General features: G+C 66.9%; 23 protein-coding genes. 10 read left to right on the top strand and 13 right to left on the bottom strand.

Going from position 1 to position 24,322, the window contains the following annotated elements; all coding sequences use genetic code 11:
* Together dnaN and KAY22_RS09885 are read left to right on the top strand one after the other, a co-directional pair.
* Positions 1 to 755 (top strand): DNA polymerase III subunit beta (gene dnaN, locus KAY22_RS09890; RefSeq protein WP_296622788.1); only part of this gene is annotated, 755 nt, incomplete at its 5' end.
* Between the two features lie 38 nt (positions 756 to 793).
* Positions 794 to 1,750, top strand: a complete 957-nt coding sequence (locus KAY22_RS09885; RefSeq protein WP_296622785.1) for a glutaminase — start codon at positions 794 to 796, stop codon at positions 1,748 to 1,750.
* Between the two features lie 20 nt (positions 1,751 to 1,770).
* Here the strand turns inward: KAY22_RS09885 and KAY22_RS09880 are convergent, their stop codons facing one another.
* The 7 genes from KAY22_RS09880 to KAY22_RS09850 are packed head-to-tail and all read right to left on the bottom strand — an operon-like array spanning position 1,771 to position 7,046.
* Positions 1,771 to 2,160: a hypothetical protein gene (locus KAY22_RS09880; RefSeq protein WP_296622783.1), complete on the bottom strand. Its 390-nt coding sequence runs from the start codon at positions 2,158 to 2,160 to the stop codon at positions 1,771 to 1,773.
* 32 nt (positions 2,161 to 2,192) lie between these two features.
* A complete protein-coding gene (gene gloB, locus KAY22_RS09875; protein WP_296622791.1) occupies positions 2,193 to 2,924 on the bottom strand; it encodes a hydroxyacylglutathione hydrolase in 732 nt (243 codons plus the stop codon).
* On the bottom strand, positions 2,924 to 3,337 hold the full coding sequence (locus KAY22_RS09870; protein ID WP_296622781.1) for a VOC family protein: 414 nt from the start codon (positions 3,335 to 3,337) through the stop codon (positions 2,924 to 2,926). Before KAY22_RS09870 ends, gloB begins: the two co-directional genes overlap by 1 nt.
* 56 nt (positions 3,338 to 3,393) lie before the next feature.
* Positions 3,394 to 4,185, bottom strand: coding sequence for a hypothetical protein (locus KAY22_RS09865; RefSeq protein WP_296622778.1), 792 nt, complete (start codon positions 4,183 to 4,185; stop codon positions 3,394 to 3,396).
* Positions 4,185 to 4,919, bottom strand: a complete 735-nt coding sequence (locus KAY22_RS09860; RefSeq protein ID WP_296622775.1) for an alpha/beta hydrolase — start codon at positions 4,917 to 4,919, stop codon at positions 4,185 to 4,187. Before KAY22_RS09860 ends, KAY22_RS09865 begins: the two co-directional genes overlap by 1 nt.
* Before the next feature lie 25 nt (positions 4,920 to 4,944).
* On the bottom strand, positions 4,945 to 5,925 hold the full coding sequence (locus KAY22_RS09855; RefSeq protein WP_296622772.1) for a M48 family metallopeptidase: 981 nt from the start codon (positions 5,923 to 5,925) through the stop codon (positions 4,945 to 4,947).
* A 59-nt stretch (positions 5,926 to 5,984) separates the two neighbouring features.
* The gene (locus KAY22_RS09850) at positions 5,985 to 7,046 is read right to left on the bottom strand and encodes a YjgN family protein (protein WP_296622769.1); all 1,062 of its coding nucleotides are present in this window, start codon (positions 7,044 to 7,046) and stop codon (positions 5,985 to 5,987) included.
* Between the two features lie 179 nt (positions 7,047 to 7,225).
* Here KAY22_RS09850 and thrS point away from each other — a divergent pair, with 179 nt between their 5' ends.
* The 4 genes from thrS to KAY22_RS09830 all read left to right on the top strand — a co-directional run bounded on the left by thrS (position 7,226) and on the right by KAY22_RS09830 (position 10,875).
* Positions 7,226 to 9,229 (top strand): threonine--tRNA ligase, encoded by a 2,004-nt coding sequence (gene thrS / locus KAY22_RS09845; protein ID WP_296622766.1) that lies wholly within the window; start codon positions 7,226 to 7,228, stop codon positions 9,227 to 9,229.
* Positions 9,230 to 9,354: 125 nt separating this feature from the next.
* Positions 9,355 to 9,648, top strand: coding sequence for a putative quinol monooxygenase (locus tag KAY22_RS09840; RefSeq protein WP_366514078.1), 294 nt, complete (start codon positions 9,355 to 9,357; stop codon positions 9,646 to 9,648).
* A gap of 124 nt (positions 9,649 to 9,772) precedes the next feature.
* The gene (infC, locus tag KAY22_RS09835; protein ID WP_296622761.1) at positions 9,773 to 10,312 is read left to right on the top strand and encodes a translation initiation factor IF-3; all 540 of its coding nucleotides are present in this window, start codon (positions 9,773 to 9,775) and stop codon (positions 10,310 to 10,312) included.
* Positions 10,313 to 10,410: 98 nt separating this feature from the next.
* Positions 10,411 to 10,875, top strand: coding sequence for a GNAT family N-acetyltransferase (locus tag KAY22_RS09830; protein WP_296622758.1), 465 nt, complete (start codon positions 10,411 to 10,413; stop codon positions 10,873 to 10,875).
* Between the two features lie 15 nt (positions 10,876 to 10,890).
* On the opposite strand, the gene KAY22_RS09825 is transcribed toward KAY22_RS09830, so the two are convergent.
* From KAY22_RS09825 to KAY22_RS09815, 3 genes are all read right to left on the bottom strand, one after another.
* Complete coding sequence (locus KAY22_RS09825; RefSeq protein ID WP_296622756.1) at positions 10,891 to 13,653, bottom strand: [protein-PII] uridylyltransferase; 2,763 nt, start codon at positions 13,651 to 13,653, stop codon at positions 10,891 to 10,893.
* Positions 13,654 to 13,714: 61 nt separating this feature from the next.
* The gene (locus tag KAY22_RS09820; RefSeq protein WP_296622754.1) at positions 13,715 to 13,954 is read right to left on the bottom strand and encodes a hypothetical protein; all 240 of its coding nucleotides are present in this window, start codon (positions 13,952 to 13,954) and stop codon (positions 13,715 to 13,717) included.
* Positions 13,951 to 14,403, bottom strand: a complete 453-nt coding sequence (locus KAY22_RS09815) for a DUF983 domain-containing protein (RefSeq protein ID WP_296622752.1) — start codon at positions 14,401 to 14,403, stop codon at positions 13,951 to 13,953. The genes KAY22_RS09820 and KAY22_RS09815 overlap by 4 nt, the downstream gene beginning before the upstream one ends.
* Before the next feature lie 77 nt (positions 14,404 to 14,480).
* Between KAY22_RS09815 and KAY22_RS09810 the strand changes: the two genes are divergently transcribed.
* The gene (locus KAY22_RS09810) at positions 14,481 to 15,830 is read left to right on the top strand and encodes a PLP-dependent aminotransferase family protein (RefSeq protein ID WP_296622749.1); all 1,350 of its coding nucleotides are present in this window, start codon (positions 14,481 to 14,483) and stop codon (positions 15,828 to 15,830) included.
* 29 nt (positions 15,831 to 15,859) lie between these two features.
* On the opposite strand, the gene KAY22_RS09805 is transcribed toward KAY22_RS09810, so the two are convergent.
* Entirely contained in the window at positions 15,860 to 16,396 is a 537-nt protein-coding gene (locus tag KAY22_RS09805) for a hypothetical protein (RefSeq protein WP_296622747.1), read from the bottom strand.
* Positions 16,397 to 16,550: 154 nt separating this feature from the next.
* Entirely contained in the window at positions 16,551 to 19,199 is a 2,649-nt protein-coding gene (gene mutS / locus KAY22_RS09800; RefSeq protein ID WP_296622745.1) for a DNA mismatch repair protein MutS, read from the bottom strand.
* Positions 19,200 to 19,285: 86 nt separating this feature from the next.
* On the opposite strand from mutS, the gene KAY22_RS09795 reads away from it, so the two are divergent.
* The gene (locus KAY22_RS09795; protein ID WP_296622742.1) at positions 19,286 to 21,547 is read left to right on the top strand and encodes an NADP-dependent malic enzyme; all 2,262 of its coding nucleotides are present in this window, start codon (positions 19,286 to 19,288) and stop codon (positions 21,545 to 21,547) included.
* 39 nt (positions 21,548 to 21,586) lie between these two features.
* Here the strand turns inward: KAY22_RS09795 and KAY22_RS09790 are convergent, their stop codons facing one another.
* Entirely contained in the window at positions 21,587 to 22,333 is a 747-nt protein-coding gene (locus KAY22_RS09790; protein WP_296622740.1) for a hypothetical protein, read from the bottom strand.
* Positions 22,334 to 22,446: 113 nt separating this feature from the next.
* Here KAY22_RS09790 and recF point away from each other — a divergent pair, with 113 nt between their 5' ends.
* Both recF and KAY22_RS09780 read left to right on the top strand, forming a co-directional pair.
* Positions 22,447 to 23,517: a DNA replication/repair protein RecF gene (gene recF, locus KAY22_RS09785; protein WP_296622738.1), complete on the top strand. Its 1,071-nt coding sequence runs from the start codon at positions 22,447 to 22,449 to the stop codon at positions 23,515 to 23,517.
* Between the two features lie 79 nt (positions 23,518 to 23,596).
* On the top strand, positions 23,597 to 24,322 hold a 726-nt coding region (locus KAY22_RS09780), incomplete at its 3' end, for a glycosyltransferase family 25 protein (RefSeq protein ID WP_296622737.1).

Raw genomic sequence — 24,322 nt, 5'->3', positions numbered from 1 at the left:
CGGGCCTTGCCGCCGGCGACATGACGCATTCGTTCTCGCTGCCGGCGTCCGACATCAAGCGCCTGATCGACCGCACCCAGTTCGCGATCTCGACCGAAGAGACCCGCTATTATCTCAACGGCATCTTCTTCCATGTGCAGGATGATGTGCTGAAGGCGGCAGCGACCGACGGGCACCGGCTGGCCCGCGTCACTATCGCCCGCCCCGACGGGGCCGAGGGCATGCCCGACATCATCGTGCCGCGCAACTGCGTGGCCGAGCTGCGCAAGCTGCTCGACGAGGCCGAGGAAGCGGTCAGCATCTCGCTGTCGCCGACCAAGATCCGCTTCGGCCTCGGCAGCGCGATCCTGACGTCCAAGCTGATCGACGGCACTTTCCCCGACTATAACCGCGTCATTCCGACCGCGAACGACAAGCTGCTCAAGCTCGATCCGAAGAGCTTCATGCAGGGCGTCGACCGCGTCGCGACGATCGCTTCGGAAAAGACCCGCGCGGTGAAGATGGCGCTCGACCGCGACAAGGTAACGCTATCGGTCACCAGCCCCGAAAACGGCACCGCCGCCGAGGACGTCCCCGGCGAATATACGTCGCCCGGTTTCGAGATCGGCTTCAACGCCCGCTATCTGATGGACATTCTCGGACAGATCGACGGCAATACGGTCGAAGTGCATCTGGCCGACGCCGCCGCGCCGACGCTGATCCGCGAAAATGACAAGTCGCCTGCGCTCTATGTGCTGATGCCGATGCGGGTGTGATCGCCCCCGCCGGGGACTGAGGGGGAGGACGCGACACGATGCCGGTCACAGTCAACCCCGATCTCCAGGCGATCATCGATCGCATCACCGCCGACATGGAAGGCCGCGAGGATCGCGGCAAGGTGGCCGACTATATTCCCGGACTGGCGCGCGTCGATCCGCGCCACTTCGGCATCGCCATCGCCACCCATGACGGACGGATCATTTCCGCAGGCGACGCGACCACCGCCTTTTCGATCCAGTCGGTGTCGAAGGTCTTCGCCCTGACCATCGCGCTGGGCAAGGTGGGCGACGCGCTGTGGAAGCGGGTCGGCCGTGAGCCGTCGGGCAACGCCTTCAACTCGATCGTCCAGCTCGAGGCGGAGCAGGGCATTCCCCGCAACCCCTTCATCAACGCGGGCGCGATCGTCGTCTCCGACATCATCCTGTCGGGCCATCGCCCCGGCGAAGCGATCGGCGAGATCCTGCGGTTCGTCCGTGACCTGGCCGGCGACGACGACATCTCGATCGACGAAGACGTTGCGCGCGGAGAGGCCGAGACCGGCTATCGCAATGCCGCGCTCGCCCATTACATGCGCAGCTTCGGCAATATCCAGCATCCGGTCGAACAGGTGCTGGGCGTCTATTTTCATCAATGCGCGCTGGCGATGACCTGCATCCAGCTGGCGAAGGCAGGCCGGTATCTGATGCTGGAGGGGCAGCATCCCGAAACGGGTTTCAACGTCGTCTCGCCCACCCGTGCGCGACGGATCAACGCGCTGATGATGATGTGCGGCCATTATGACGGATCGGGCGAGTTCGCCTTCCGCGTCGGCATACCGGGCAAGTCAGGCGTGGGCGGCGGCATATTGTGCGTGGTCCCCGGCATCGCGTCGATCGCGGTGTGGTCGCCGGGCCTGAACGAACGCGGCAATTCGACGCTCGGGTCGCTGGCGCTCGAGAAGCTGGCAGCGGCGACCGGCTGGTCGATCTTCAACGAGCGCGATCCTGGCTGACCGTCGGCTGGTTCCCGCGTTCAGCGCGTATAGGGGATGAAGCTCCCGAGCCCGCACGCGCCATAGGTCACGGGCGCATTCTGCTCGGCGATCATCACCAAATCATTGGCGCAGAGCTGGCCGCTCTGGGTGCGCGTCACGATCACCCGGTTCGGGCGCAGCAGCGCGCAATGGCCGCGATCGGGCTGGTTGACGTACCAGAGCCTGTTCGACGTCTTGTAGATGATCGCGCTTTCATCGACGATCCTGGTCGACCGCAGCGCACGGATGGGCACACAGCTGAGCGGCTCGCCTGCGATGCGGCCGGCCAGTTCGCCCTTTGCCTTGTCCGACAGCGGCGCGGGAGCATCCTCCGCTGCGAGCAGGACCGGCAGTGCGAGCAGCAAAAGCAGATTTCGTGCCGGTACCATCGCGACTCCCCTTGGCAATCCTTATAGCCGGATCAGCCCCGGAACACATCCTTGGCCGCGCGGCGCGCCGCAAGCTCGGCGACATCGGCCGCGCGCATGAAGGGGTTGGTCGCACGTTCGAGCGCGATCGTGGTCGGCACCGTCGCCTCCCCCGCCGCGCGGAGCCGGTCCACCTCGGCCATGCGGTCGCGCAGCGCGGCATTGTCTGGCTCGGCGACCAGCGCATAGCGGCCGTTGGACTGGGTATATTCATGCGCGCAATAGACGCGCGTCTCGCCTGGCAGCGCAGCGAGCCGGCGCATGTTGGCGAACATCTGTTCGGGCGTGCCCTCAAACAGCCGGCCGCAGCCCATCGCGAACAGGGTGTCGCCGACGAAGGCGGCTTCCGCCTCGGGCAGGTGGAAGGCGATATGGCCGGCGGTATGCGCCGGCACCTCGAAAACCTCCGCCTTCAGGGCGCCGATCGCAACGCGGTCGCCTTCGGCCAGCGGCACGTCGAGCCCGGGGATAGCATCGGCTTCGGCCGCCGGACCGCTGACACGCGCTCCGGTCGCGGCCTTGATCGCTGCATTGCCGCCGACATGGTCGCCATGCCAGTGGGTGTTCCAGATCTGGCCGATCGTCCAGCCCCGGGCTGCGGCCTCCGCCAGCACCGGCTCCGCGACCGAGGGATCGACCACGACCGTGTCACCGCTCTCGGACTCGTGGAGCAGCCAGACATAATTGTCGTCGAGCACGGGGATGCGGACGACCTCCAGCGCCATCACCAGCTGCCGCTGTTCGGCATCGACACCCAAGGCTCCGCGGGATCGAGAGGACCGTCCTGCAACAGCTCGATCGAGATGCCGTCGGGGGTCCGGACGAACGCCATATGGCCGTCGCGAGGCGGACGATTGATCGTGTAGCCGGCATCCATGATGCGCTGGCATGTCTCGTAGATATTGTCGACGCGATAGGCGAGATGGCCGAAATTGCGGCCGCCATCATAGCCCTTCTCGTCCCAATTATGGGTAAGTTCGACCTGCGCATCCTCGTCGCCGGGGGCGGCGAGGAAGATCAGCGTGTAGCGCCCGGCCTCATTGTCGAAGCGCTTGACCTCGCGCAGGCCGACCAGTTCGAGAAAGCGGATCGTCTCCTCAGGGTCGGAGACGCGGATCATGGTGTGGAGATATTTCATCGCGCCAATGTAGGGCGGCCGCCGCCGGGTGCAACCGGCAGAGGGGCCGCCCGGCGTCAGGGCTGCGATTCGTCCCCCTCGCCGCGCAGGGCGAGTGCTGCGGCCTTGCCTGCGTTGCTCTCGGGCGCGGCCGTGGCGGCACGGGTCCAGGCGGCGCGCGCATCGTCCATATTGCCCGAGGCGGCAGCGATGTTGCCGGCCTCATAGGCCACGGAAGCGTCGTTCGGCGCCAGCTTGGTCGCCTCGCGGATCGCGGTGAAGGCAAGCGGCAAGTCCTTCGCCTTGCGCGCGAGATTGGCGCGCAGCAGCCAGCCCAGCGGATCGCGCGGAACCAGCCGCGTCGCCTGTTCGAGGTCGACGCGCGCACCCGCCATATCATTGGCGGCGACATTGGCGCGGGCACGGTCGAGATAAACCTCGCCCTTCATCTCGTCGGACAGGCCAGGGATCAGCAGCGCCCGGTCGAACGAACCCTTGGCGCGCACCGGCTCGTCGGCGGCGAGCGCCGCATTGCCCGCCTGCATCCACAGTACGACGGTCATCTGGTTGTCGTCGAGCAGCGCGTCCTTGGCGGCGGCCTCGAAACTGTCGGTCGCTTCGCGCCACTGGCCGAGATTGCTCTGCGCGATGCCCAGGCATTGCCGCGCGGCCATGCCGCCGCCGGCCGCCTGCCAGGCCTTGGCCTCGTCGATCGCCTTTTCGGGGGCCGATTCTGCCAGCGCGCCACATCGGGCGCCGCGCGCCTTGTGATCCTCCTGCGAGATGGCCGGCCGCGCGGGCGCCGCCGGCTTGGGCGGGACGGGCAGAGGTGCCGTTGCTGCGGCAAGGGCGGCGAGAAACGGGACCATCAAGGCTCCATGAGCGCGGCGACCGTCCTGATCAGGAGGTCGATATCCGAAGGGCGCGAAAGGCGGTGATCGCCTTCCTTGACCAGGATCGTCTGCACATCGCCTGAACGAAGCGCCCGCGACAAGCGCAGCGCGATCGACACGGGCACGGTCTCGTCGAGTTGGCCATGCAGCAACCGCACCGGACCATCGAGTGCGATTTCCTGCTCGAGAAGCAGATTGGCCTGGCCCGATTCCCAGAAGCCGAGCGTCGTCACATAGGGCTCGTCCGAATAGTCGCTCGGTTCGGCAATCCGCCCATCGCGGCGGAGCAGGTCAACGACATCGGCGCTGAAGCCCCATTCGGTGAAGTCTGGCGCTGCGGCGATGCCCACCAGCCCCGCGACGCGATCACCCAGCGCCAGCGCGACAAGCAGCGCCAGCCAGCCGCCCATCGACGAGCCGACGAGGACCACCGGCCCCGCCGAGGCGAAAGCGTCGATCATCTCCAAAGCGTCGTCACGCCAGTCGGCGAGGGTGAAGTCCTCGAACGCGCCCTCGCTCGATCCGCAACCCGAATAGTCGAAGCGGAGCATCGCACGGCCCTCGCGCCCCGCCCAGGCGTCGAGCGCAGTCGCCTTGTCGCCTTCCATGTCGGAGCGATAGCCGGGAAGGAAGATGATCGTCGGCCCACGTCCAGGGCGGAAGCGATAGGCGAGCGCAGGTTTGTCGGGCCGGGTAAGAAAGGCTGTCATGCGCGGGCTTTACCGCGATTTCCTGTCAGAAGCGAAGATCGATGTCGCCCAGCGGGTTCGTCCCGGCGCAGATCGAGTGCAACGCGGCCCATTGCGGGGGCGACAGGGCCGGACGGAAGGCTGTGCCAGCCTTTGCCGCCGCTTCGAAGCGGCGGCGGCGCTCGTCGGACGACGGATGGCTCGCCAGATAGACGAGGGGGCCGCCCATGCCGGCTTCCTCCTTGCTCATCCGACGGAAGAAGCCAGCCGTCGCGGCGGGGCTGATCCCGGCCTGTAGCAACTGCTTCACCGAAAATGCATCCGCCTCGCTCTCGGCCGCCCTGCTGTAGCGGGCGTCGAGCAGCGCCTGGCCATATTCAGCCGCAGTGCCGCCCGATCCGATCAGCAGGCCGAGCCCGAAGCGGCGGAGAAGCGCGACCATGACATGGCGGTTCTCGACATGGCCGATCTCGTGGGCGAGTACGCCGGCCACCTCGTCCGGCGACCGTGCCTTTTCGATCAGGCCCTGAAATATCAGGATGCGCCCACCCGGCAGCGCGACCGCGTTGACGACGGGAATGTTGACGACACCGATCCGGATCGGACGATCCGATGGCGACAGGCGCCTGGCGAGGTCATCGAGCGCCTTCTGCCCGCCCGCAGTGCGACAGGCCTGCGCACCGAAATCGCCGCTGATCGCGTCGCCGAGTTTCTGCTCCCACGCATAAGGTATGGCCCGCGCGAGAAGGTCGAGGCCTGTGATCGCGCCGAGCAGAACGAGGGCGGACACCACCATAGCGATGCCGACCGCCCACCAGAGGCCAACTCGGTCGATCGCCCCGCCATAACGCGCGCCGGCCGGAAGCTGCCACAGGATCGGCCCCGGCGGCTCCTCGTCGAATCCGAGCCGCCAGCCATCGACGCCCTTCCGCCCGAAGACCAGCCGATCGGCGTCGATCCGCTGCAGATCGGACAGCGCCACGGGGTCGAAGCCCCCGATCCAAAGCATGCCGTCGGTAAGGCTCACGCGGACGTCGTGACGCGCCGCGCTCCTGCCGTCGTGCAGCCAGGCCGGAGCCGAGTCGCTCAGAAAGCCCCCACGCCGAAGGCGTCGAGCAGCCCCTCACCCTGTCGCGGCACCTCGGTCGTCGACTGGGTAAGGGTCGCAAGATCGACCTCCCCGGTCGCTTCGAGATGGCGGATGAAGAAGGCCCAGTTGCGGTAGCCGATGAAGATCAGCCCGATCCCCAGCGTCACGATCACTAGGCCGACATGGCCCAGCAGCAGCTTGATCCAGTCGAGCGTGCGGGCCGTGAAGGCGAAGCCGATGGCGTTGAGCCGCAGTGCTCCGATCGCCTCGCGCAGGAAGGCCGCATAATAGACGATCGCGATCACCCCCATGGCGAGATAGGCGGCGAAGGCCCCGAGCACGAACATTCCAAAGGCTGCCGGACTGGGAGCATCAGCGCCCGACGCGGCTCCGACGACCATCGTCATCCCTCCCACGCAACCGACGATCGGCAGCAGATAGAAGAGCAGGAAGCGTCCGATGATCGGCCGCCAGTTCGCGTCCGCCTCGAAGCGATGGCTGCCGAAACACAGCCGTCCCCAGCGGTCGTTCCACAGGCTGGTCATCGACCAGGGAATGAAAACGCCAAGAACGAAGGCGCCGATAGCGGTCTTCCAGAACGCGGTGAGCGCATAGCCCCAGCCCTTGTCGTCGCTACCGCCACGAATGCCGTGCCAGTAGGTCCGGCTCAGCCGGTAACGCAAGGTGCGATAGCGGGCCAGACCGTAGAGGTAGAGCAAGGCGGTATAGGCGACCAGTAGCGTCAGGCCCGCCGCCGCGATTTCGCCCCGCATCATCAACCCCTGGGCGACACCCTGGATGAGGATGAGCGGAAGCCCGAGCAGAACCACTACGAGCGCGAAGCCGATCAGCAGCTCGAGGCCGGATCCGGTCCATTCGAGCCGCGCGCCGATGAAGCGGCTATGGCTCCAGAGATAGCGCCGCTCCCGCGTGGTCGCCCAGAATCGATAGATGCCCAGCGTCACGATCGTGAGGAGCAGATTGGTGAAGGCGATCGGCGCGAATTGGCGCCACGTCCCTTCGAATCGGAACGCACTGTCGGCGTCTGAATCACGCATCCTTCATCCCCCTCATTCCCCGGACGAAAGGGACCGCGATAGCAGCCGCGGGTCAAGCGCAGAAAAGTCCGTTCCGGCGGTTTCGATGCGCTGCGGCAGGCGAATCGCGGCGCTTGCTCCTGCCCCATGTTCGCGGGCATAAGCCGCGCTCCGCAAACTCGAAGGAATCTCCCTTTCCCATGTCCGATCTTCTCACCATCACGCTTCCCGACGGCTCGGTGCGCGAAGTGAAGACGGGCACTACCCCCGCCCAGATCGCCGCCGCGATCGGGCCCGGTCTTGCCAAGGCGGCGCTTGCCGCGCGCGTCGATGGGGAACTGCGCGATCTCGATCGGCCGCTCGACAGGGATGCCGCCCTCGCGCTGGTCACCGCGCGCGACGAGAAGGATGCGCTCGAACTGGCGCGCCACGATTATGCGCATATCCTGGCCGAAGCGGTGCAGGCGCTGTTCCCCGGCACACAGATCACCTTCGGCCCGGCGACCGACGACGGCTTCTATTACGATTTCGCGCCCGCACCCGATCGCGGCCCGTTCACCGACGAGGATCTGCCCGCGATCGAGGCCGAGATGCGCCGCATCATCGCGGCCGACAAGCCGCTCCGCCGCGAGGAATGGAGCCGCGAGCAGCTGATCTCGCGCTGGAAGCAGCAGGGCGAGAGCTTCAAGGCCGAATGGGCCGCCGAACTGCCCGGCGACGAGGCGCTGACCGTCTACTGGTCGGGCGACGACTGGCTCGACATGTGCCGTGGCCCCCACCTGCCGAGCACCGGCAAGCTCGACCCGCAGGCGTTCAAGCTGACCCGCGTGTCGGGCGCCTATTGGCGCGGCGACCAGAAGAACGCGATGCTGAGCCGCATCTACGGCACCGGCTGGCTCAACAAGAAGCAGCTCGACGCGCACCTGACGCGGCTCGAGGAAGCGGCCAAGCGCGACCATCGCCGGATCGGCCAGGACATGGACCTGTTCCACCTCCAGTCCGAGGCGCAGGGTTCGGTCTTCTGGCATCCCAAGGGCTTCCGCCTGTGGCGCGAGCTCGAATCCTACATGCGCCGCCGGCTCGACGCCTCGGGCTATGTCGAGGTCAAGACGCCGCAGCTGATGGATGCGCGCCAGTGGGAGCAGTCGGGCCACTGGGGCAAATATCGCGAGAATATGTTCGTCGTTCCCGACGAGATCCCCGGCACCGAGGATGACGGTCCGGTTCTGTCGGGCGAGGGCGACCTGATGGCGCTCAAGCCGATGAACTGCCCGGCGCACGTCCTGATCTTCCGCCAGGGGATCAAGAGCTATCGTGACCTGCCGATCCGCATGGCCGAATTCGGCTGCTGTCACCGCAACGAGCCGCACGGCGCGCTGCACGGCATCATGCGCGTCCGCCAGTTCACCCAGGACGACGCGCACATCTTCGTCCGCGAGGACCAGCTGATCCCGGAAATCAAGGATTTCTGCGACCTGCTCGACACCGTCTATCGTGATCTCGGCTTCGACAGCTATGCGATCAAGCTGGCGCTGCGCCCCGAGAAGCGCTTCGGCAGCGACGAAATGTGGGACAAGGCCGAGCAGACGCTGCGCGACGCCGTCGCCGCGTCGGGCCGCGCGACCGAGGAGTTCGGTTGGGAAGAGCTGGAGGGCGAAGGCGCCTTCTATGCGCCCAAGCTCGAATTCCACCTGACCGATGCGATCGGGCGGACCTGGCAGGTCGGCACGATCCAGGCCGACACGGTGCTGCCCGAGCGGCTCGACGCCTCCTATGTCGGCGAGGATGGCGAGCGCCATCGCCCGGTCATGCTCCACCGCGCGATTCTCGGCACCTTCGAGCGCTTCATCGGCATATTGATCGAACATCACGCCGGCCGCTTCCCGATGTGGCTGTCGCCGGTGCAGGCGGTGGTCGCGACGATCGTATCCGACGCCGATGGCTATGCGCGCGAGGTCGAGGCGAAGCTGGCGGCGGCTGGGCTGCGCGTCGAAAGCGACCTGCGCAACGAGAAGATCAACTACAAGGTCCGCGAGCATTCGCTTGCCAAGGTCCCGGCGCTGCTGGTGGTCGGCAAGCGCGAAGCCGAGGAAGGCACGGTCGCGATCCGGCGGCTGGGGGAACAGGCGCAGAATGTGATGAGCCTCGACGAGGCGATCGCGATGCTGCGCGCCGAGGCGACTCCGCCCGACCTGCGGGCCTGATGGATCGGGCAGGCTCCCCCTTCATGTCCGCAACCCGGCGGGACATGATGGTGGGGGGCCTGGCTTTGGCAATGCTAGGCACAACGGCCGATGCCATGTCGCCGGCCGGGAAGGAAGGACAGACGATGTACGGACTGATCGGTCGGATGTTCGCCAAGCCCGGCACGCGCGACGCCCTGATCGCGATCCTGACCGAGGGGTCCAGCGCGATGCCCGGCTGCCGCTCCTACATCGTCGCCCGCGACGCGAAGGATGCCGACGCGATCTTCGTTACCGAAGTCTGGGCCAGCCGCGAGGCCCATGCCGCCTCGCTGAAGCTGCCCTCGGTCCAGTCCGCGATCGCACGCGGCCGGCCGCTGATCGCCCGCTTCGACACCTATTTCGAGACCGAACCGGTCGGCGGTGTCGGCCTCGTCTGACGCATGCGCGACACAGGTGCGGGGAAAGCGCGCCAGTGACGCGCGCCCATCTTCCAAATCCCGGCGTTTAGGCCTATATCGCCCGAGAATAACGACGACAGGAGATTGAACTATACGTCCCCCGATGATGCGCCGCCCCCTGGGGCAGCCGCCGATGCCGCTCAACGGCCCGCGCTACAATGAATTCATCCAGGTCCCCAAGGTTCGGGTGATCGATGAAGAGGGCGAGAATCTGGGCGTGATGTATACACGCGAGGCAATCGAGCAGGCGCAGGAAGCCGGGCTCGATCTGGTCGAGGTGTCGCCGAACGCAGACCCGCCCGTGTGCAAGTTCCTCGATGTCGGCAAGTTCAAGTACGAGGCCCAGAAAAAGGCCAATCTTGCCCGGAAGTCGCAGAAGACGCAGGAGATCAAGGAGATCAAGATGCGTCCGAACATCGACGACCATGATTACGACACCAAGATGAAGAAGATTCACGAGTTCATCGGCGAGGGCGACAAGGTGAAGGTCACCCTGCGCTTCCGCGGCCGTGAGCTCGCCCATGGCCAGCTGGGCATGCAGGTCCTCCAGCGCGTGCAGGCCGACATGGCGGAAATCGCCAAGGTCGAGCAGTTCCCGCGCATGGAAGGCCGTCAGATGCTGATGGTGATCGCGCCGAAATAAGGAAACAGGCCGGGCGGTCCACCATGGACTGCCCGGCGTCCTTGCGCGCGCGACGACGCTTCGGGATGAGCTGTCCGAAAATTGGCCGATGGCGCCCCATGGCGCGCCGGGACCTCGACTCGGTCGTGCGAATCGCCGATCACGTCCATGTGGACTATCCCGAGCGACCCGAGATCATCGCCGAGAAGTTCGCGCTCTACCCTATTGGGTGCATGATGCTGGACGGGCCGGACCAAGCTGCGGGCTATGTTCTGGCCCATCCCTGGCACCGGACCACGCCGCCCAAGCTCGATCATCCGCTTGGCGCGATCCCCGAAAATGCCGACACCTATTATCTGCACGACCTGGCGCTCCTGCCCGAAGCGCGCGGGATCGGCGCCGGGAGGGCTGCCGTCGAGATGATCGTGGCGCAGGCGAAGCGCACCGCGTTCGCGGACATCAGCCTCATTGCCGTTGGCAACTCGGTATCCTTTTGGAACGCGCAAGGCTTTCGGGCCGCCACCGACGGTCCAGACCGGCCTTATGGGCCGGCTTCGCTGTTCATGCGGCGCCTGCTCGACTGAGGCGCGCAGGGTCGATCAGGCCGCCTTGCGGCTGATTCCACCGGCCGCCGCATCGAGGACCAGCCGTTCGAGCGTCTTGAGCCGCGCCGCGCTGGTGATCTTGTCCCCGGTCAGGTCCGCCACATAGAAGACGTCGACCGCACGCTCGCCATAGGTCGCGATATGTGCGGAATGGATCATCACCTTGGCCTGGAACAGCGCATGGGCGAGCGCGTGGAGCAGCGCCGGACGGTCGCGGGCGTTGACCTCGATCACCGTGTAGCGGTTCGAAGCGCGGTTATCGATCAGTGCGGCCGGCTCGATCGAAAAGGCGTCGGCGCGCGGGCGCGTCAGCGGCTTGGCGGCGAGCCGGTCGGCCATGCGCGTACGGTTGGCAAGCGCATCCTCGATCGCGATGCTGAGCCGCGTCATCCGGTCGTCCCCCTCGAAAGGCTGGCCGAACGGATCCTGCACGAGCAGATTGTCGATCGCCATGCCGTCGCGGGTGGTGTGGATGCGGGCATCGATGACGCTGGCACCCGCGAGATGGATCGCGCCCGCGATACGGTAGAAAAGCCCCGGATGGTCGCCCGCATAGATGCTCACCAGCGTCGCGCCACGATCGGCGTCGGGCGAGGAGACGATCGAGAGCGGCTTGCCCTCGCCGTCGGCCGCCTCGATCAGGCGCGCATTGCCCTCCAATATGTCGACGCTTTCGGCAACCCAATAGGCCTCCGGGAAGCGCGCCACATAGGCTGCGAAGCGAGCATCGTCCCAGCCGAGGCGTAGTTGCAACTGCGCATGTTTCGCGGCGATCCGCTCGCGCCGGCCGGTCTGCTTGTGCCCAAGCCGCAACACTTCCTCGGCCGCCTCATAAAGGTCGCCGAGCAACTGTCGCTTCCAGCTGTTCCAGACGCCCGGACCGACCGCCCTGATGTCGACGATGGTCAGGCAGAACAGCAGGCGCAGGCGTTCCGGGCTCTGCACCTTCTCGGCGAAGTCGAGGATCGTCTTGAAGTCGGACAGGTCGCGCTTGAACGCGGTGTCCGACATGGCGAGATGGTGGCGGACGAGCCAGGCGACGGTCTCGGTCTCGGCCGGACTCAGGCCGAAGCGCGGGCACAGCTTCTCGGCCACCTCGGCGCCCAGCACGCTATGGTCGCCCCCCCGCCCCTTGGCGATATCGTGCAGAAGCACGGCGGCATAGAGCACGCGGCGCTGGACGATCCCGGGCAGAATCTTCGACGCGAGCGGGTGATCGTCGCCCAGCACACCCTTTTCGATCTGATTGAGCAGGCCGATGGCGCGGATGGAATGCTCGTCGACCGTGTAATGGTGGTACATGTCGAACTGCATCTGCGCGACGACGCGGCCGAAGTCCGGTACGAAGCGGCCGAACACCCCGGCCTCGTTCATCCACCGCAGCACCGTCTCCGGCGTGTTGTGCGAGGTCAGAACGTCCATGAAATAGGCGTTGGCGCGCGGATCGCGGCGTACCCCATTGTCGATCAGCTTTGCGTCCCGACCGGCCGCGCGCATCGCAAGCGGATGGATTTCCAGCCCATGGCGGTCGGCGATCGCGAACATCTGGACGAGCCGCACCGGATCCTGCGCGAAGAAGTCGTCCGCGGGGATTGCCAGCCGTCCGCGATCGAGCACGAAACCGTCGAGCTTGGACGGGCGCCGACGCAGCGAGGGAAAACCGAAGCGCCGTCCACGCGCCGCGAAGGTCTCGTCGATATGCGCGAGGAAGATGGCGGTCAGGTCTCCGACGCGCTTCGCCATCAGGAAATAATGCTGCATGAAACGCTCGACAGCCGACTTGCCCGGCCGTTCGGCATAGCGCATCCGGCGGGCAATCTCGGGCTGGACGTCGAAAGTCAGCCGGTCTTCGGGCCGCCCCGCGACGATGTGGAGGTGGCAACGCACCGCCCACAGGAAATTCTCGGCCTTCTGGAACTGGCGCAACTCGGCCCGGGTCAGCAGCCCCTTCTCGACCAGTTCGGGCACCGACTGGACCAGATAGACATATTTGCCGATCCAGAAGAGCGTGTGGAGGTCGCGCAGACCGCCCTTGCCCTCCTTCAGATTGGGTTCTACGACATAGCGGCTGTCGCCCATCCGCTTATGCCTGTCGTCACGTTCCTGGAGCTTTTCGGACACGAAGGTCCGCGCCGTTCCGGTGACGACATCGCGGCGGAACAGGGCGGCGGCCTCGTCATAGAGCGCGATGTCGCCCCATACGAAACGTCCTTCGAGCAGGGCGGTCCGAATCGTCAGGTCGCTCTTGGCCATGCGGATCATGTCGTCGAGCGACCGGCTCGAATGCCCGACCTTCAGGCCGAGATCCCACATCGAATAGAGCATCGACTCGATGACCTGTTCGGACCAGCTGGTCTGCTTCCAGGGGGTCAGGAAAGCGATATCGACGTCGGAATGGAGCGCCATCTCACCCCGGCCATAGCCGCCAACCGCGATCAGCGTCAGCCGCTCGGCCGAGGAACGATTGCTGATCGGGTAGAGCCGCTCGGTCGTGAAATCGTAGATCAGGCGCAATATCTGGTCGGTCAGGAAGGCATAAGCGGATGCTGTCTCCGACCCGCGGGTCGGAGCGGCAGCGAGGCGCCGGGCGATTTCCGCGCGACCGATATCGAGTGCGGCCTTCAGGATCGTCGTTCCCGCATTGCGCAGCGCGGTCGCGTCGGTGGAGCCGGGCAGGAGCGCGGACAGGGCATCGGCCACGGCACGGCGATCGATGATCGCGCGGCGTTGCGGCAGGATATCGAACTTCGTGGCCATGCCAGCCACATAGGGAGGATTGGTTAAAAGAGCTAGGCGACCGCGAGGGAATGGGCGCCGATCAGCACTCTTCCCCGCCGACCCGGTGCCCATTGCGGTCGCGCCGCACGGGCGGGCCCACCGGCTCGGTCGTTCCCCGTCCTTCGGACAGGATCGTCAGCAGCGACAGGGCGATACGGACCTCGGCAAAATCGTCGCCCTTGCCGGCCCGCACGAGCGCCGCTTCGCCGGGATAGCCCGATACATCCAGATGGCGCGCGGCCGCTTCGCGCGCAGCAGCGAGATCGATCGCGGCGTTCATCGCCGCTTGGGCGGCAGCACGGCGGGGCCGTCTGCGCCATAAGGATACCAGGGCCGGCTCAGTCGCCCCTCGCCCGCCTTGAAGAAATATTGGCTGCAGGTCAGCCAGCCCTTCAACGGCCGCAGCGGCAGCAGGCAGGTGGCGACGAGGAACGGACCGGTCAGCAGCACCTGTGTAAGCAGCGATGCATTGGCGAAGATCTCCAGCATCAGCGCGAAGATCACCGCCGGCACGCAGCCGAAGCAGATGACGAAGAATGCGGGTCCATCCGCCGGATCGGCAAAGCCATAATCGAGCCCGCACCGATCGCATTCCGACCGCAGTTTCAGAAAGCCGTCGAACAGCGCGCCCTCGCCGCAGCGGGGACAGCGGCCGCGCGTGCCGGTCTTCACGGGATCGAGACGGGGCCAGGCGACGTCGTCGCTGGCGATCGGGGTAAGGTCGGTCATGGGGGCTCCAGCCTGCTTGCCCCAAATAGGAAAAATTGTATGGCTTCTTCAACCATACATAAGGATCCTGCCCACCCATGCAAAGCTGGCTGGACGGCCTCGAGAGCCACAACGGCCCCAAATATCAGGCGATTGCCGACGCGATCGACCACGCGATCCGGACCGGCGCGCTGCGTCCCGGCGAACGCCTGCCCCCGCAACGCGCCCTGGCCGCAGAACTCGCCGTCGATCTCACCACCGTAACCCGCGCTTATGGGCTGGTGCGCGACGCTGGTCTGATTGAAGGATCGGGCCGGCTCGGCAGCTTCGTCCGCAATGCCGCCAGCCTGCCCGCCGCCGACCTGATCGGTGATCCGGGCATGATCATGCCACCGCAGCCGGGCTTCGCCCGTCTGGGCGATGCCCTGCGCGAGGGGATGGCCCGGCTGCTGCACGCGGGCGGGCAATCCCCGCTGCTGCAATATCAGCCGCGCGGGGGGGCGGCCCGCGACCGGCAGGAAGCCGCACGCGCCCTAGCCGCGCGGGGCATGGCGACCAGGGAAGACCAGGTGATCGTCACCGCCGGCGGACAGCATGCCCTGCACGCGATCATCGGCTCGCTGTTCGCGCCGGGCGACATCATCTGCGCAGGACGATCGACCTATCCGGGCCTGATCGCATTGGCGCGCCGCTTCCGCCTGATCCTGCGGGCGCTGCCAGGCGATCGGGACGGTCTCGACCCCGACGCAGTCCAGTCGGCTGCGCTCGCCGGGGCAAAGGCGGTCTATGTCGTGCCGACCAACGACAATCCGACAACCGCCACGCTCGACATCGAACGGCGCTTGTGGCTGGCGGCCATAGCCCGACGCCACGGGCTGATCCTCATCGAGGACGACGCTTATGGTCAGCTCCCCGAAAAGCCCCTGCCGCCACTCGCCGCCTTCGCCCCCGAGATCAGCTGGCATATTGCGAGCCTGTCCAAGATCATCTCACCGGTGCTGCGCGTGGCGCATGTCCGGGCACCCACGGCCGAAGCGGCGCGACTGCTCGCCGACGATCTGCACGAGACGAGCGTGATGGCGCCGCCCCTGAATGCGGCGCTGGCGACATACTGGCTGCGCGAGGGCATATTCGCCGAGCTGGTGGCGGGCGTGCGTTCAGAAGGCGTTGCGCGACAGCGCCGCATCGCCCCCCTTCTGGCCGGTCTCGACCATGCCAGTCATCCGGAGGGCTATCATCTCTGGCTACGCCTGCCCGCCGACGCGCCTGCCCCGGCAGACCTCGCCGCGCGGCTGGGCCCTCTCGGCCTGTCGATCGTCGCCGGCGAGCGCTTCACCGTCGAACCGGGCGCACCCGAGCGAGCGATCCGCATCTCGATCGGGGGCGTCATCGGTCATGAGCGCCTCAGCCGCGCCTTCGAGGGACTGCGCGCGCTGCTGCACGCCTGAGTTCGACAGGAGCGTTCCTCAAGCTCCGCTTACCAGCCCGGTGGATTTTTCCCCATGCGGGCGAGGGCGCGATCGATGCGTTCCAACGCGAACCGCCGGTCTGCATCCTTCATCCCCTCGGCCGCAGCAATCGAAGCACGCGCCTGACGCAGCGCAAGCCCAAGCTGTGGATCGTCGAACATCCGGCGACGCGCCGCCTCGTGATCCGCAAAGGCCGCACGCCTGGCCTCGGCCGCAGCGGCTCGAGCTTCGGCCTGCGCCTTGATGGCGCCTCTGCGGGCTGCTTGTGCCTCGGCCATGGCCCGACGAATCGCCTCGTCAGATGGCGGGCTGGCCGGCGCTTCGGGAGGTGTCGGCGGTGCCGGGATGACCGGGAGCGCGCGCGGTGGGACCGGTGGGAGCGGGGCAACCCCGACTTCAGCGACCGGCGGTATCGGCGGCATGGGCGGTATCGGGGCCATATGCGGGGCTGTTGGCGCACGGGCGGTCACGACGGTGCTACCCGCGACAAGGACGAATAGGGCACAGGCCGCTGGTGCGATGATCGTCCGGGCTGCTCTCGGCATGGCTAAGGCTCCTCTGCTGTCGCCCGACCATCGAAAAGCTGGCGCCGCGGACAATCGGCCTTCGACCAACATGCGGCATGACCGGACGAACGTCAGGCACCCGCGACGTCGGAGCCTTGCGATGCAGAAGGCAGCCGGTCAGCCCAAACCGCAATCAGCTCCCGTCGCGTGCCAGCGCCTTCAGCCGATAGAGCAGGTCAAGTGCCTCGCGCGGACTGAGCGCGTCGACATCGATCGTCTCGATCTCCTGCCGCAGCGGATCGCGCTTCTCTTCCTCCGCCTGCGCGGCAGCGGCGAACAGCGGTAGATCGTCGAGACCCGCCGCCAGCCCGCCGGTCGCGGCGCGCCCGGCCTCCAGCTTCTTCAGAACCTCCCTTGCCCGTCCCAGCACCGCCGGCGCCAGGCCGGCAAGTTTCGCCACGGCGATGCCATAGCTGCGATCGGCCGGGCCTTCCGCCACTTCGTGCAGCAGCACCAGCTCGCCTTTCCACTCGCGCGCGCGGACATGATGGAGCGACAGCGCGTCGAGCCGCTCGGCAAGGCGAGTGAGCTCGTGATAGTGGGTCGCGAACAGGCAGCGACAGCGGTTGATGTCGTGCACCGCCTCGACCACCGCCCAGGCAATGGCGAGACCGTCATAGGTCGAAGTGCCGCGCCCGACCTCGTCGAGGATGACAAAGCTGCGCTCGGTCGCCTGCGCGAGGATCGCCGCAGTCTCGACCATCTCGACCATGAAGGTCGAGCGGCCCCGCGCCAGATTGTCCGATGCGCCGACCCGGCTGAACAGGCGGTCGACGATACCCAGCCGCGCGCTGGCGGCTGGCACCGGGCTGCCCGCCTGGGCAAGGATCGCAATTGCGGCGTTCTGGCGCAGGAAGGTCGACTTGCCGCCCATGTTCGGGCCGGTGACAAGCCACAGCCGCTCCTGCTCCGACAGGCTGCAATCATTGGCGACGAAACGCCCGCCCTGTGCCCGAACCGCCGCTTCGACCACCGGATGGCGTCCGCCGCGAATATCGAAGCAGGGGTGCGGCTCGAAATGGGGACGGGTCCAGCCGCCCTCGACCGCGCGGTCGGCAAGCGCCGCTGCGACGTCGAGCCGCGCCAGCGCATCGGCAGTCGCCGCAATCCCGGAGGTCCCCGCCAGCGCCGTGCCGATCAGCTCTTCCAGATGCGCGGCCTCGGCGGCCAGGGCATGTTCGCCCGACTGGCCGACCTTCATCGCCTGCTCGTGCAGATCCGGCGCATTGAAGCGCACGACGCCCGCCAGCGTCTGGCGGTGGGTGAAGCCTGAATCGGCCGCCATCAGCGGATCGGCATGTTTCGCCTGAACTTCAATATGATAGCCCAGCACGCCATTATGGCGGATCTTGAGCGAAGCGATGCCGGTTTCGGCCCGGTAGCGCGCCTCCAGCGCGGCGATCGCCTTGCGCCCCTCGCCACCCTGTCCGCGCAGCGCATCGAGCGCGGGATCATAGCCCTCGGCGATATAGCCGCCCTGGGCAGCGTCTATCGGCGGGCTCGCGACAAGCGCGCGGCGCAACAGCTGGATCAGCGGTTCATGACCGGACAGCAGCGGTAGCAGTGCTTCCAGCAATTGCGGCATCGGCGCCACGCCGGACAGCAGGTCGTGAAGCATATGCGCCTGTTCGAGACCGTCGCGCAGCTGGCCGAGATCGCGCGGGCCGCCCCGGCGCGCGACGAGGCGGCCGAGCGCGCGACCGATGTCGGGCAGCGCCCGCAGCGCCGACCGGACCCGATCGCGGAGCAGTCCATCCCCTTCGAACAGGGCGACGAGGTCAAGCCGCGCCTCGATCGCGGCAATGTCGGTCAGCGGCGCCGACAGATCTGTTCCGAGCAGCCGCGCTCCCGCTCCGGTGACGGTGCGGTCGACCGCATCGAGCAGGCTGCCCTTGCGCTGCCCCGACTGGCTGAGGGTGATCTCCAGACTCTCGCGCGTCGCCGCGTCGATCATCATATGGTCGGCAACGACGCGGCGGCGCGGGGGCTGCAGGAAGGGCAGGCTGCCCTGCCCCGCGCGCTCCAGATAGGCGATCAGCGCTCCGGCGGCGGCCAGTTCCGCCCGCTCGAACGGGCCGAAGGCGTCGAGCGTCGCCACCCCCAGCAAAGTCCTGAGCCGGTCCTCGCCGCGCAGACTATCGAAATGCTCGCGCGGCCAGCGAACCGCCTCGGCAACGGGCTCTTCCAGATCCTCCGGCACGACGACCTCGGCCGCGCCGAGCCTTGCCAGTTCGGCATCGAGGCCGCTGGCGGGCAGGCCCGCTATCTCGAACCGGCCGGTGGAGATGTCGGCGGCGGCAACGCCCAGTCGGCGGTCGCTGCCCTGGCCGATCGCGGCGACGGCAACGAGCCAATTGGCCGAGCGCGCGTCGAGCAGCGCTTCCTCGGTCAGCGTTCCCGCCGTCACGACGCGCACGATCGCCCGTTCGACCAGCGCCTTCGATCCGGCGCGCTTGCGCGCCTCGGCGGGGCTTTCGGTCTGTTCGGCGATGGCGACCCGGTGCCCCGCCTTGATCAGCCGGGCCAGATAGGCCTCGGCGGCGTGGACGGGCACCCCGCACATTGGAATCGGCTGCCCCTGATGCTCGCCCCGCGCGGTCAGCGCGATGTCGAGGCAGGCGGACGCGGCGCGGGCATCGTCGAAGAACAGCTCGAAGAAATCGCCCATGCGATAGAAGAGCAGGCAGTCCTCGGCCGCCGCCTTCAGCGCCAGATATTGCGCCATCATCGGCGTCGGAGCGGGGGCCTGGCTGTCGCTGCGGTTTTTTGGGTTTTGCGCCATGCACGGGCTGATAGCGGCTTGTCGATTTCCCGACCATGCCCCACAAGCAGCCCGGGCAAAACATCTGGCGCCGAGGGGGGCCGCACATGACCAGCAGCAAGGTTCAATTTTCCGATCGCGAAGCGCTATTCTTCCATTCGACCGGTCGTCCGGGCAAGATCGAGATCATCGCTTCCAAGCCGATGGCGACGCAGCGCGACCTGAGCCTGGCCTACTCCCCCGGCGTCGCGGTTCCGGTCAAGGCAATCGCTGCCGACCCCGCCACCGCCTATGACTATACCGCCAAGGGCAACCTCGTCGCGGTCATCTCCAACGGCACCGCCATCCTCGGCCTCGGCAATCTCGGCGCGCTGGCGTCGAAGCCGGTGATGGAAGGCAAGGCAGTGCTGTTCAAGCGCTTCGCCGATGTCGACTCGATCGACCTGGAACTCGACACCGAGGACCCCGAGGCCTTCATCAACGCGGTCGCCCTGCTCGAGCCGTCCTTCGGCGGCATCAACCTCGAGGACATCAAGGCCCCCGAGTGCTTCATCATCGAACAGGCGCTGAAAGAGCGCATGAACATCCCAGTGATGCATGACGACCAGCACGGCACCGCGATCATCGCCGCCGCCGGCCTGATCAACGCGGCCTATCTGACGGGCCGCAACCTCAAGGACATGACCGTCGTCGTCAACGGCGCTGGCGCGGCGGCGATCGCCTGCACCGAGCTGATCAAGGATGTCGGCGTGTCGCCCGACAAGGTGCTGCTGTGCGACTCCAAGGGTGTCGTCTACCAGGGCCGCCAAGAGGGCATGAACCAGTGGAAGTCGGCCCATGCCGCGCCGACCTCCAAGCGCACGCTGGCCGAGGCGGTCGAGGGCGCCGACGTGTTCCTGGGCCTGTCGGTCAAGGGCGCGCTGACCCCCGAGATGGTCAAGACCATGGCGCCGCACCCGATCATCTTCGCGATGGCCAATCCCGATCCTGAAATCCTGCCGCCCGAAGCCAAGGCCGCGCGCGAGGATGCGATCGTAGCCACCGGCCGTTCGGACTATCCGAACCAGGTCAACAACGTCCTCGGCTTTCCCTTCATCTTCCGCGGCGCGCTCGACGTGCGCGCGAGCGGGATCAACCAGGAGATGAAGATCGCCGCTGCCCGGGCGCTGGCCGAACTGGCGCGCGAGCAGGTTCCCGAGGAGGTCGCCGCAGCTTATGGCGGCGCGGCACCCCGCTTCGGCCGCGACTATATCATTCCGGCACCCTTCGATCCGCGCCTGATGGAGGTCGTCCCCGTCGCAGTCGCGCAGGCGGCGATGGACACCGGCATCGCGCGCAAGCCGATCCTCGACATGGCCGCCTATCGCGACAGCCTGAAGGCGCGCCTGAACCCCACCACATCGGTGCTGACGCTGGCATCGGACATCGCCCGCGCCCATCCGAAGCGCGTCGTCTTCGCCGAGGCGGAGGAGGAGGTCATGCTGCGCGCGGCGATCCAGTTCCGCACGCTCGGCTATGGCACCCCGGTGCTGGTCGGCCGGGACGACGTGCCCGACAAGCTGCGTGAGCTCGGCGTCGAGGATCCCGACGGCTTCGAACTGCACAACAGCCGCCATTCGCCTCTGGTCGAGAAGATGGTCGATTATCTGTATGACCGGCTGAAGCGTCGCGGGGCGCTGCGCCGGGAAGTGCAGGCGCTGGTCAACCAGGACCGCAACATCTTCGGCGCGCTGCTCGTCGCGCTGGACGAGGCCGATGCGATGGTGACCGGCACCACCCGCACCTACAGCCAGACCTTCCGCCAGATCCGCCGCGTGCTCGATCCGGTCGAGGGGAAGAAGCCGCTCGGCATCCACCTGTTCGTCGGCCAGAACCACACCGCCTTCATCGCAGACACGACCGTCACCGAGCGCCCTTCGGCGACCGAACTGGCGGACATCGCCGAGGCGACCGCTGCGGTCGCGCGCCGCATGGGCCACGAGCCGCGCGTCGCCTTCCTCAGCTATTCGACCTTCGGCAATCCATCGGGCAACTGGCTGGAGACCATTCGCGGCGCCGTGAGCGAGCTCGACGCGCGCGGCGTGAGCTTCGAATATGAAGGCGAGATGGCACCCGACGCGGCGCTCAACCCGTCGATCATGAAGCTCTACCCGTTCAACCGCCTGTCGGCACCGGCCAATGTGCTGGTGATGCCGGGCCTGCAGTCGGCCAATATCTCGGCCAAGCTTCTGCGCGAACTGGGGCGCGGCTCGGTGATCGGGCCGATGCTGGTCGGCATGGAAAAGCCGGTCCAGATCGCGACCATGTCGTCCAACGCGTCCGAAATCATGACGCTGGCGTTGCTCGCCGCATCGGGCATCGCCCACTGACGATCCCATCCCCTCCCGCGCTTCGGTGCGGGAGGGAGGTTATTGCGGCTTCTGCGCCATCGCCGCCTTCATCGACAGGACCAGTGACCCGACGCTTTGCGGCTGCGCCGGAAGGCGAAAATAGGCCGAGGGAAAGGCCGCTTTGCTGGCAACGTTGAGCCGGAAGCGCCCGCCCACATCGATCGGCGTTCCGAGCGAGAAGATCGCCCGGGTCTCGGCGATCAGGTCCTTCGCCATCGCCCCGATCAGCGGTGCCGACGGGACAACCGCCGCATTCATGAAACCCTCCAGTGCGGCGCCGACCGGCTTCAGATCCTCGTCCGCACTGATCAGAAAGTCGCTCGGCCTGTCGGGCCGGACATGGTCGAGTCCCTTGATGTGATAGATGCGTCCGTCGCGTCCGCCCGCATTGCCGGCCTCGCCGGGTTCGACGGACAACGGCGCCTTAGGCATGGCGTCGGGCGCCAGCTCGAACAGGCCATTGAACAAGGGGGGCAGCACCTGGTCCATTGCCGCCGCGACGTCCCTGAGCCGCGCGACGGTGGTGGTGCCGCCCTCCTTGTCGACGATGTAGAACTGGCCGCCGACGAGCAGGCCATAATCCTCGCTGCCGACCTCGCCGATGCGGGCGTCGCCATTGTCGTGAACGTCTATCTGCAGCTGCTTCGCCTTGGCGATATCGACGTAAATGGCGCGGAGCCCAGCCTGCGCGGTGGTGCCGGCGCCCGACAGGGCCAGAAAAACGCCCATCAGGAGCGCGCGACGGAAGGATGCAGCGGCGATCATGCCCGTTGCTTAGCCCATTTTGGAGGCAGGTCGAGAGTGCCCTCTGCCGCCTGCACGGTCATCGTCGCGTCCATGCGCTTCCCCTCGCACGCAAAAATCGCCAACAGGGGTGGATGACCGTCGCCCGCCTGATGCTGACCGACTTCCGCTCCTATGCATCGGCGACGATAGCGGCGGCACCGGGCTTCGTCGTCCTCACGGGCGAAAATGGCGCGGGCAAGACCAACATATTGGAGGCCGTCTCGATGCTCGGCCCCGGTCGCGGTCTGCGCGGCGCGCCCCTGTCCGAAATGGCCCGAAGCAGCGGACCCGGCGGTTTTGCGGTGGCGGCCGAACTGGCGGACGGCGTCCGGCTCGGCACGGGGACTACCGCCGCCGCACCCGATCGCCGTCAGGTCCGGATCAACGGCGCCGCCGCTTCGGCCACGGCGCTGGGCGAATGGACCGCCTTGCTGTGGCTGACCCCGGCCATGGACCGGCTGTTCGCCGAGGGCGCAGAGGCCCGCCGCCGTTTCCTCGACCGCCTCGTCCTGGCGATCGAGCCTGGCCACGCCCATCATGTCAGCCGCTATGAAGCGGCGATGCGCGCGCGCAACAAGCTGCTCGCTGCCGAAGGCCCGCCCGACGCGGCCTGGCTCGACGCACTCGAACTGCAGATGGGCCAGCATGGCGGTGCGATCGCCGAGGCGCGCGCACGCACCGTGGTCGCGCTGGGCTTTCGCATCGCCGCCGAAGCGGAAGCCCCCTTCGCGCGGGCCGCGCTCGCCATCGAAGGCTGGGTGCCCGGGAGCCGCCCCCTCACCGAGGAACTGCGGCTGGGTCGCGCACGCGACCAGGCCGCCGGCCGGACGCTGGCCGGACCGCATCGGCAGGACCTGGCCGTCAGCCATGCCACCAAGCAACAACCGGCCGCCCGCGCCTCGACCGGCGAGCAGAAGGCGCTGCTGCTGGGGATCGTGCTGGCCCATGCCGATCTTGTCGCAGAAGAACGCGGGCAGCGGCCGCTGCTGCTGATGGACGAAGTCGCCGCCCATCTCGACCCGATCCGCCGCGCCGCGCTGTTCGACCGGCTCGCACAGAGCGGAGGCCAGATCTGGCTCACCGGCACCGAGCGCGGATTGTTCGACGGGATCGGCAATGCGACGTGGATCGCCGTGGAAAATGGCGCCCTGCGGGAAGCGTAAAGCGAGGCGGGCTCTGGCCTGACAGGATTGGCCCTGTATAGATCGGGCATCCAGGGGTGGTGAGAAAGTTGTCGCACGCATGAAATTGGGGGATGTTTCGGGGCTCTTCATCAATCTCGATCGATCGACCGATCGACGCGCAAAAATGGAAGATGCCCTCGCCCGCTTCGGGTTGGACAAGGTCGGCCGCTTTTCCGCACTTCAGGGCGATGACCGGAAACGTGGGATCACGCGGAACGAGCTGGGGTGCTTCCTGTCGCATCAGGCGATCACCGAGTCGATCGGGGATGACCGGCATTTCCTGATCCTGGAGGACGACATTCGCTTTCCGGAAGCCTTTGGCGACTATGCCGGCCACGCATTGGCCGGGTGTGAGCAGGAAGACTGGGACGTTCTGTTCCTGACCCAAATGATCTCGTTCACCGACGTCAAATCCATCTACACGCTGTTGCGACAGCGACGGCAGGTCGGCGATATCCGTTCGCCATCCTTCACCCGCTTCGCCACCCACGACTGCAAGAATATTTTTGCGTCCTGCACCGCGGCATACATCATAAGAGCGGGTTCGGCGGGCAAGGTCGCTTCGATCCTGCGCAAGATGGCCGAGCATGATTATCCGTGCGCGGTCGACATTGCCCATATGCGCGCGATCAACGCCGGCCTGCTCAAGGCTCGTTATGTCTTTCCTTATCTTGTAGGCCTCGACCCTGGCGTGAGAACGACCCTCACGGATCGCCGCGACGAAGGCAATCACCAGCTGTTCGTCGATATCGCCAATCTCTTCGCGGCTGGCGGCGACCTGGAC

It is taken from the genome of Rhizorhabdus sp. (assembly GCF_018006725.1).
Classification (GTDB): Bacteria; Pseudomonadota; Alphaproteobacteria; order Sphingomonadales; family Sphingomonadaceae; genus Rhizorhabdus.
Note: the sequence above shows the minus strand (reverse complement) of the source record. Positions and strands in the feature narration are given on the sequence as shown.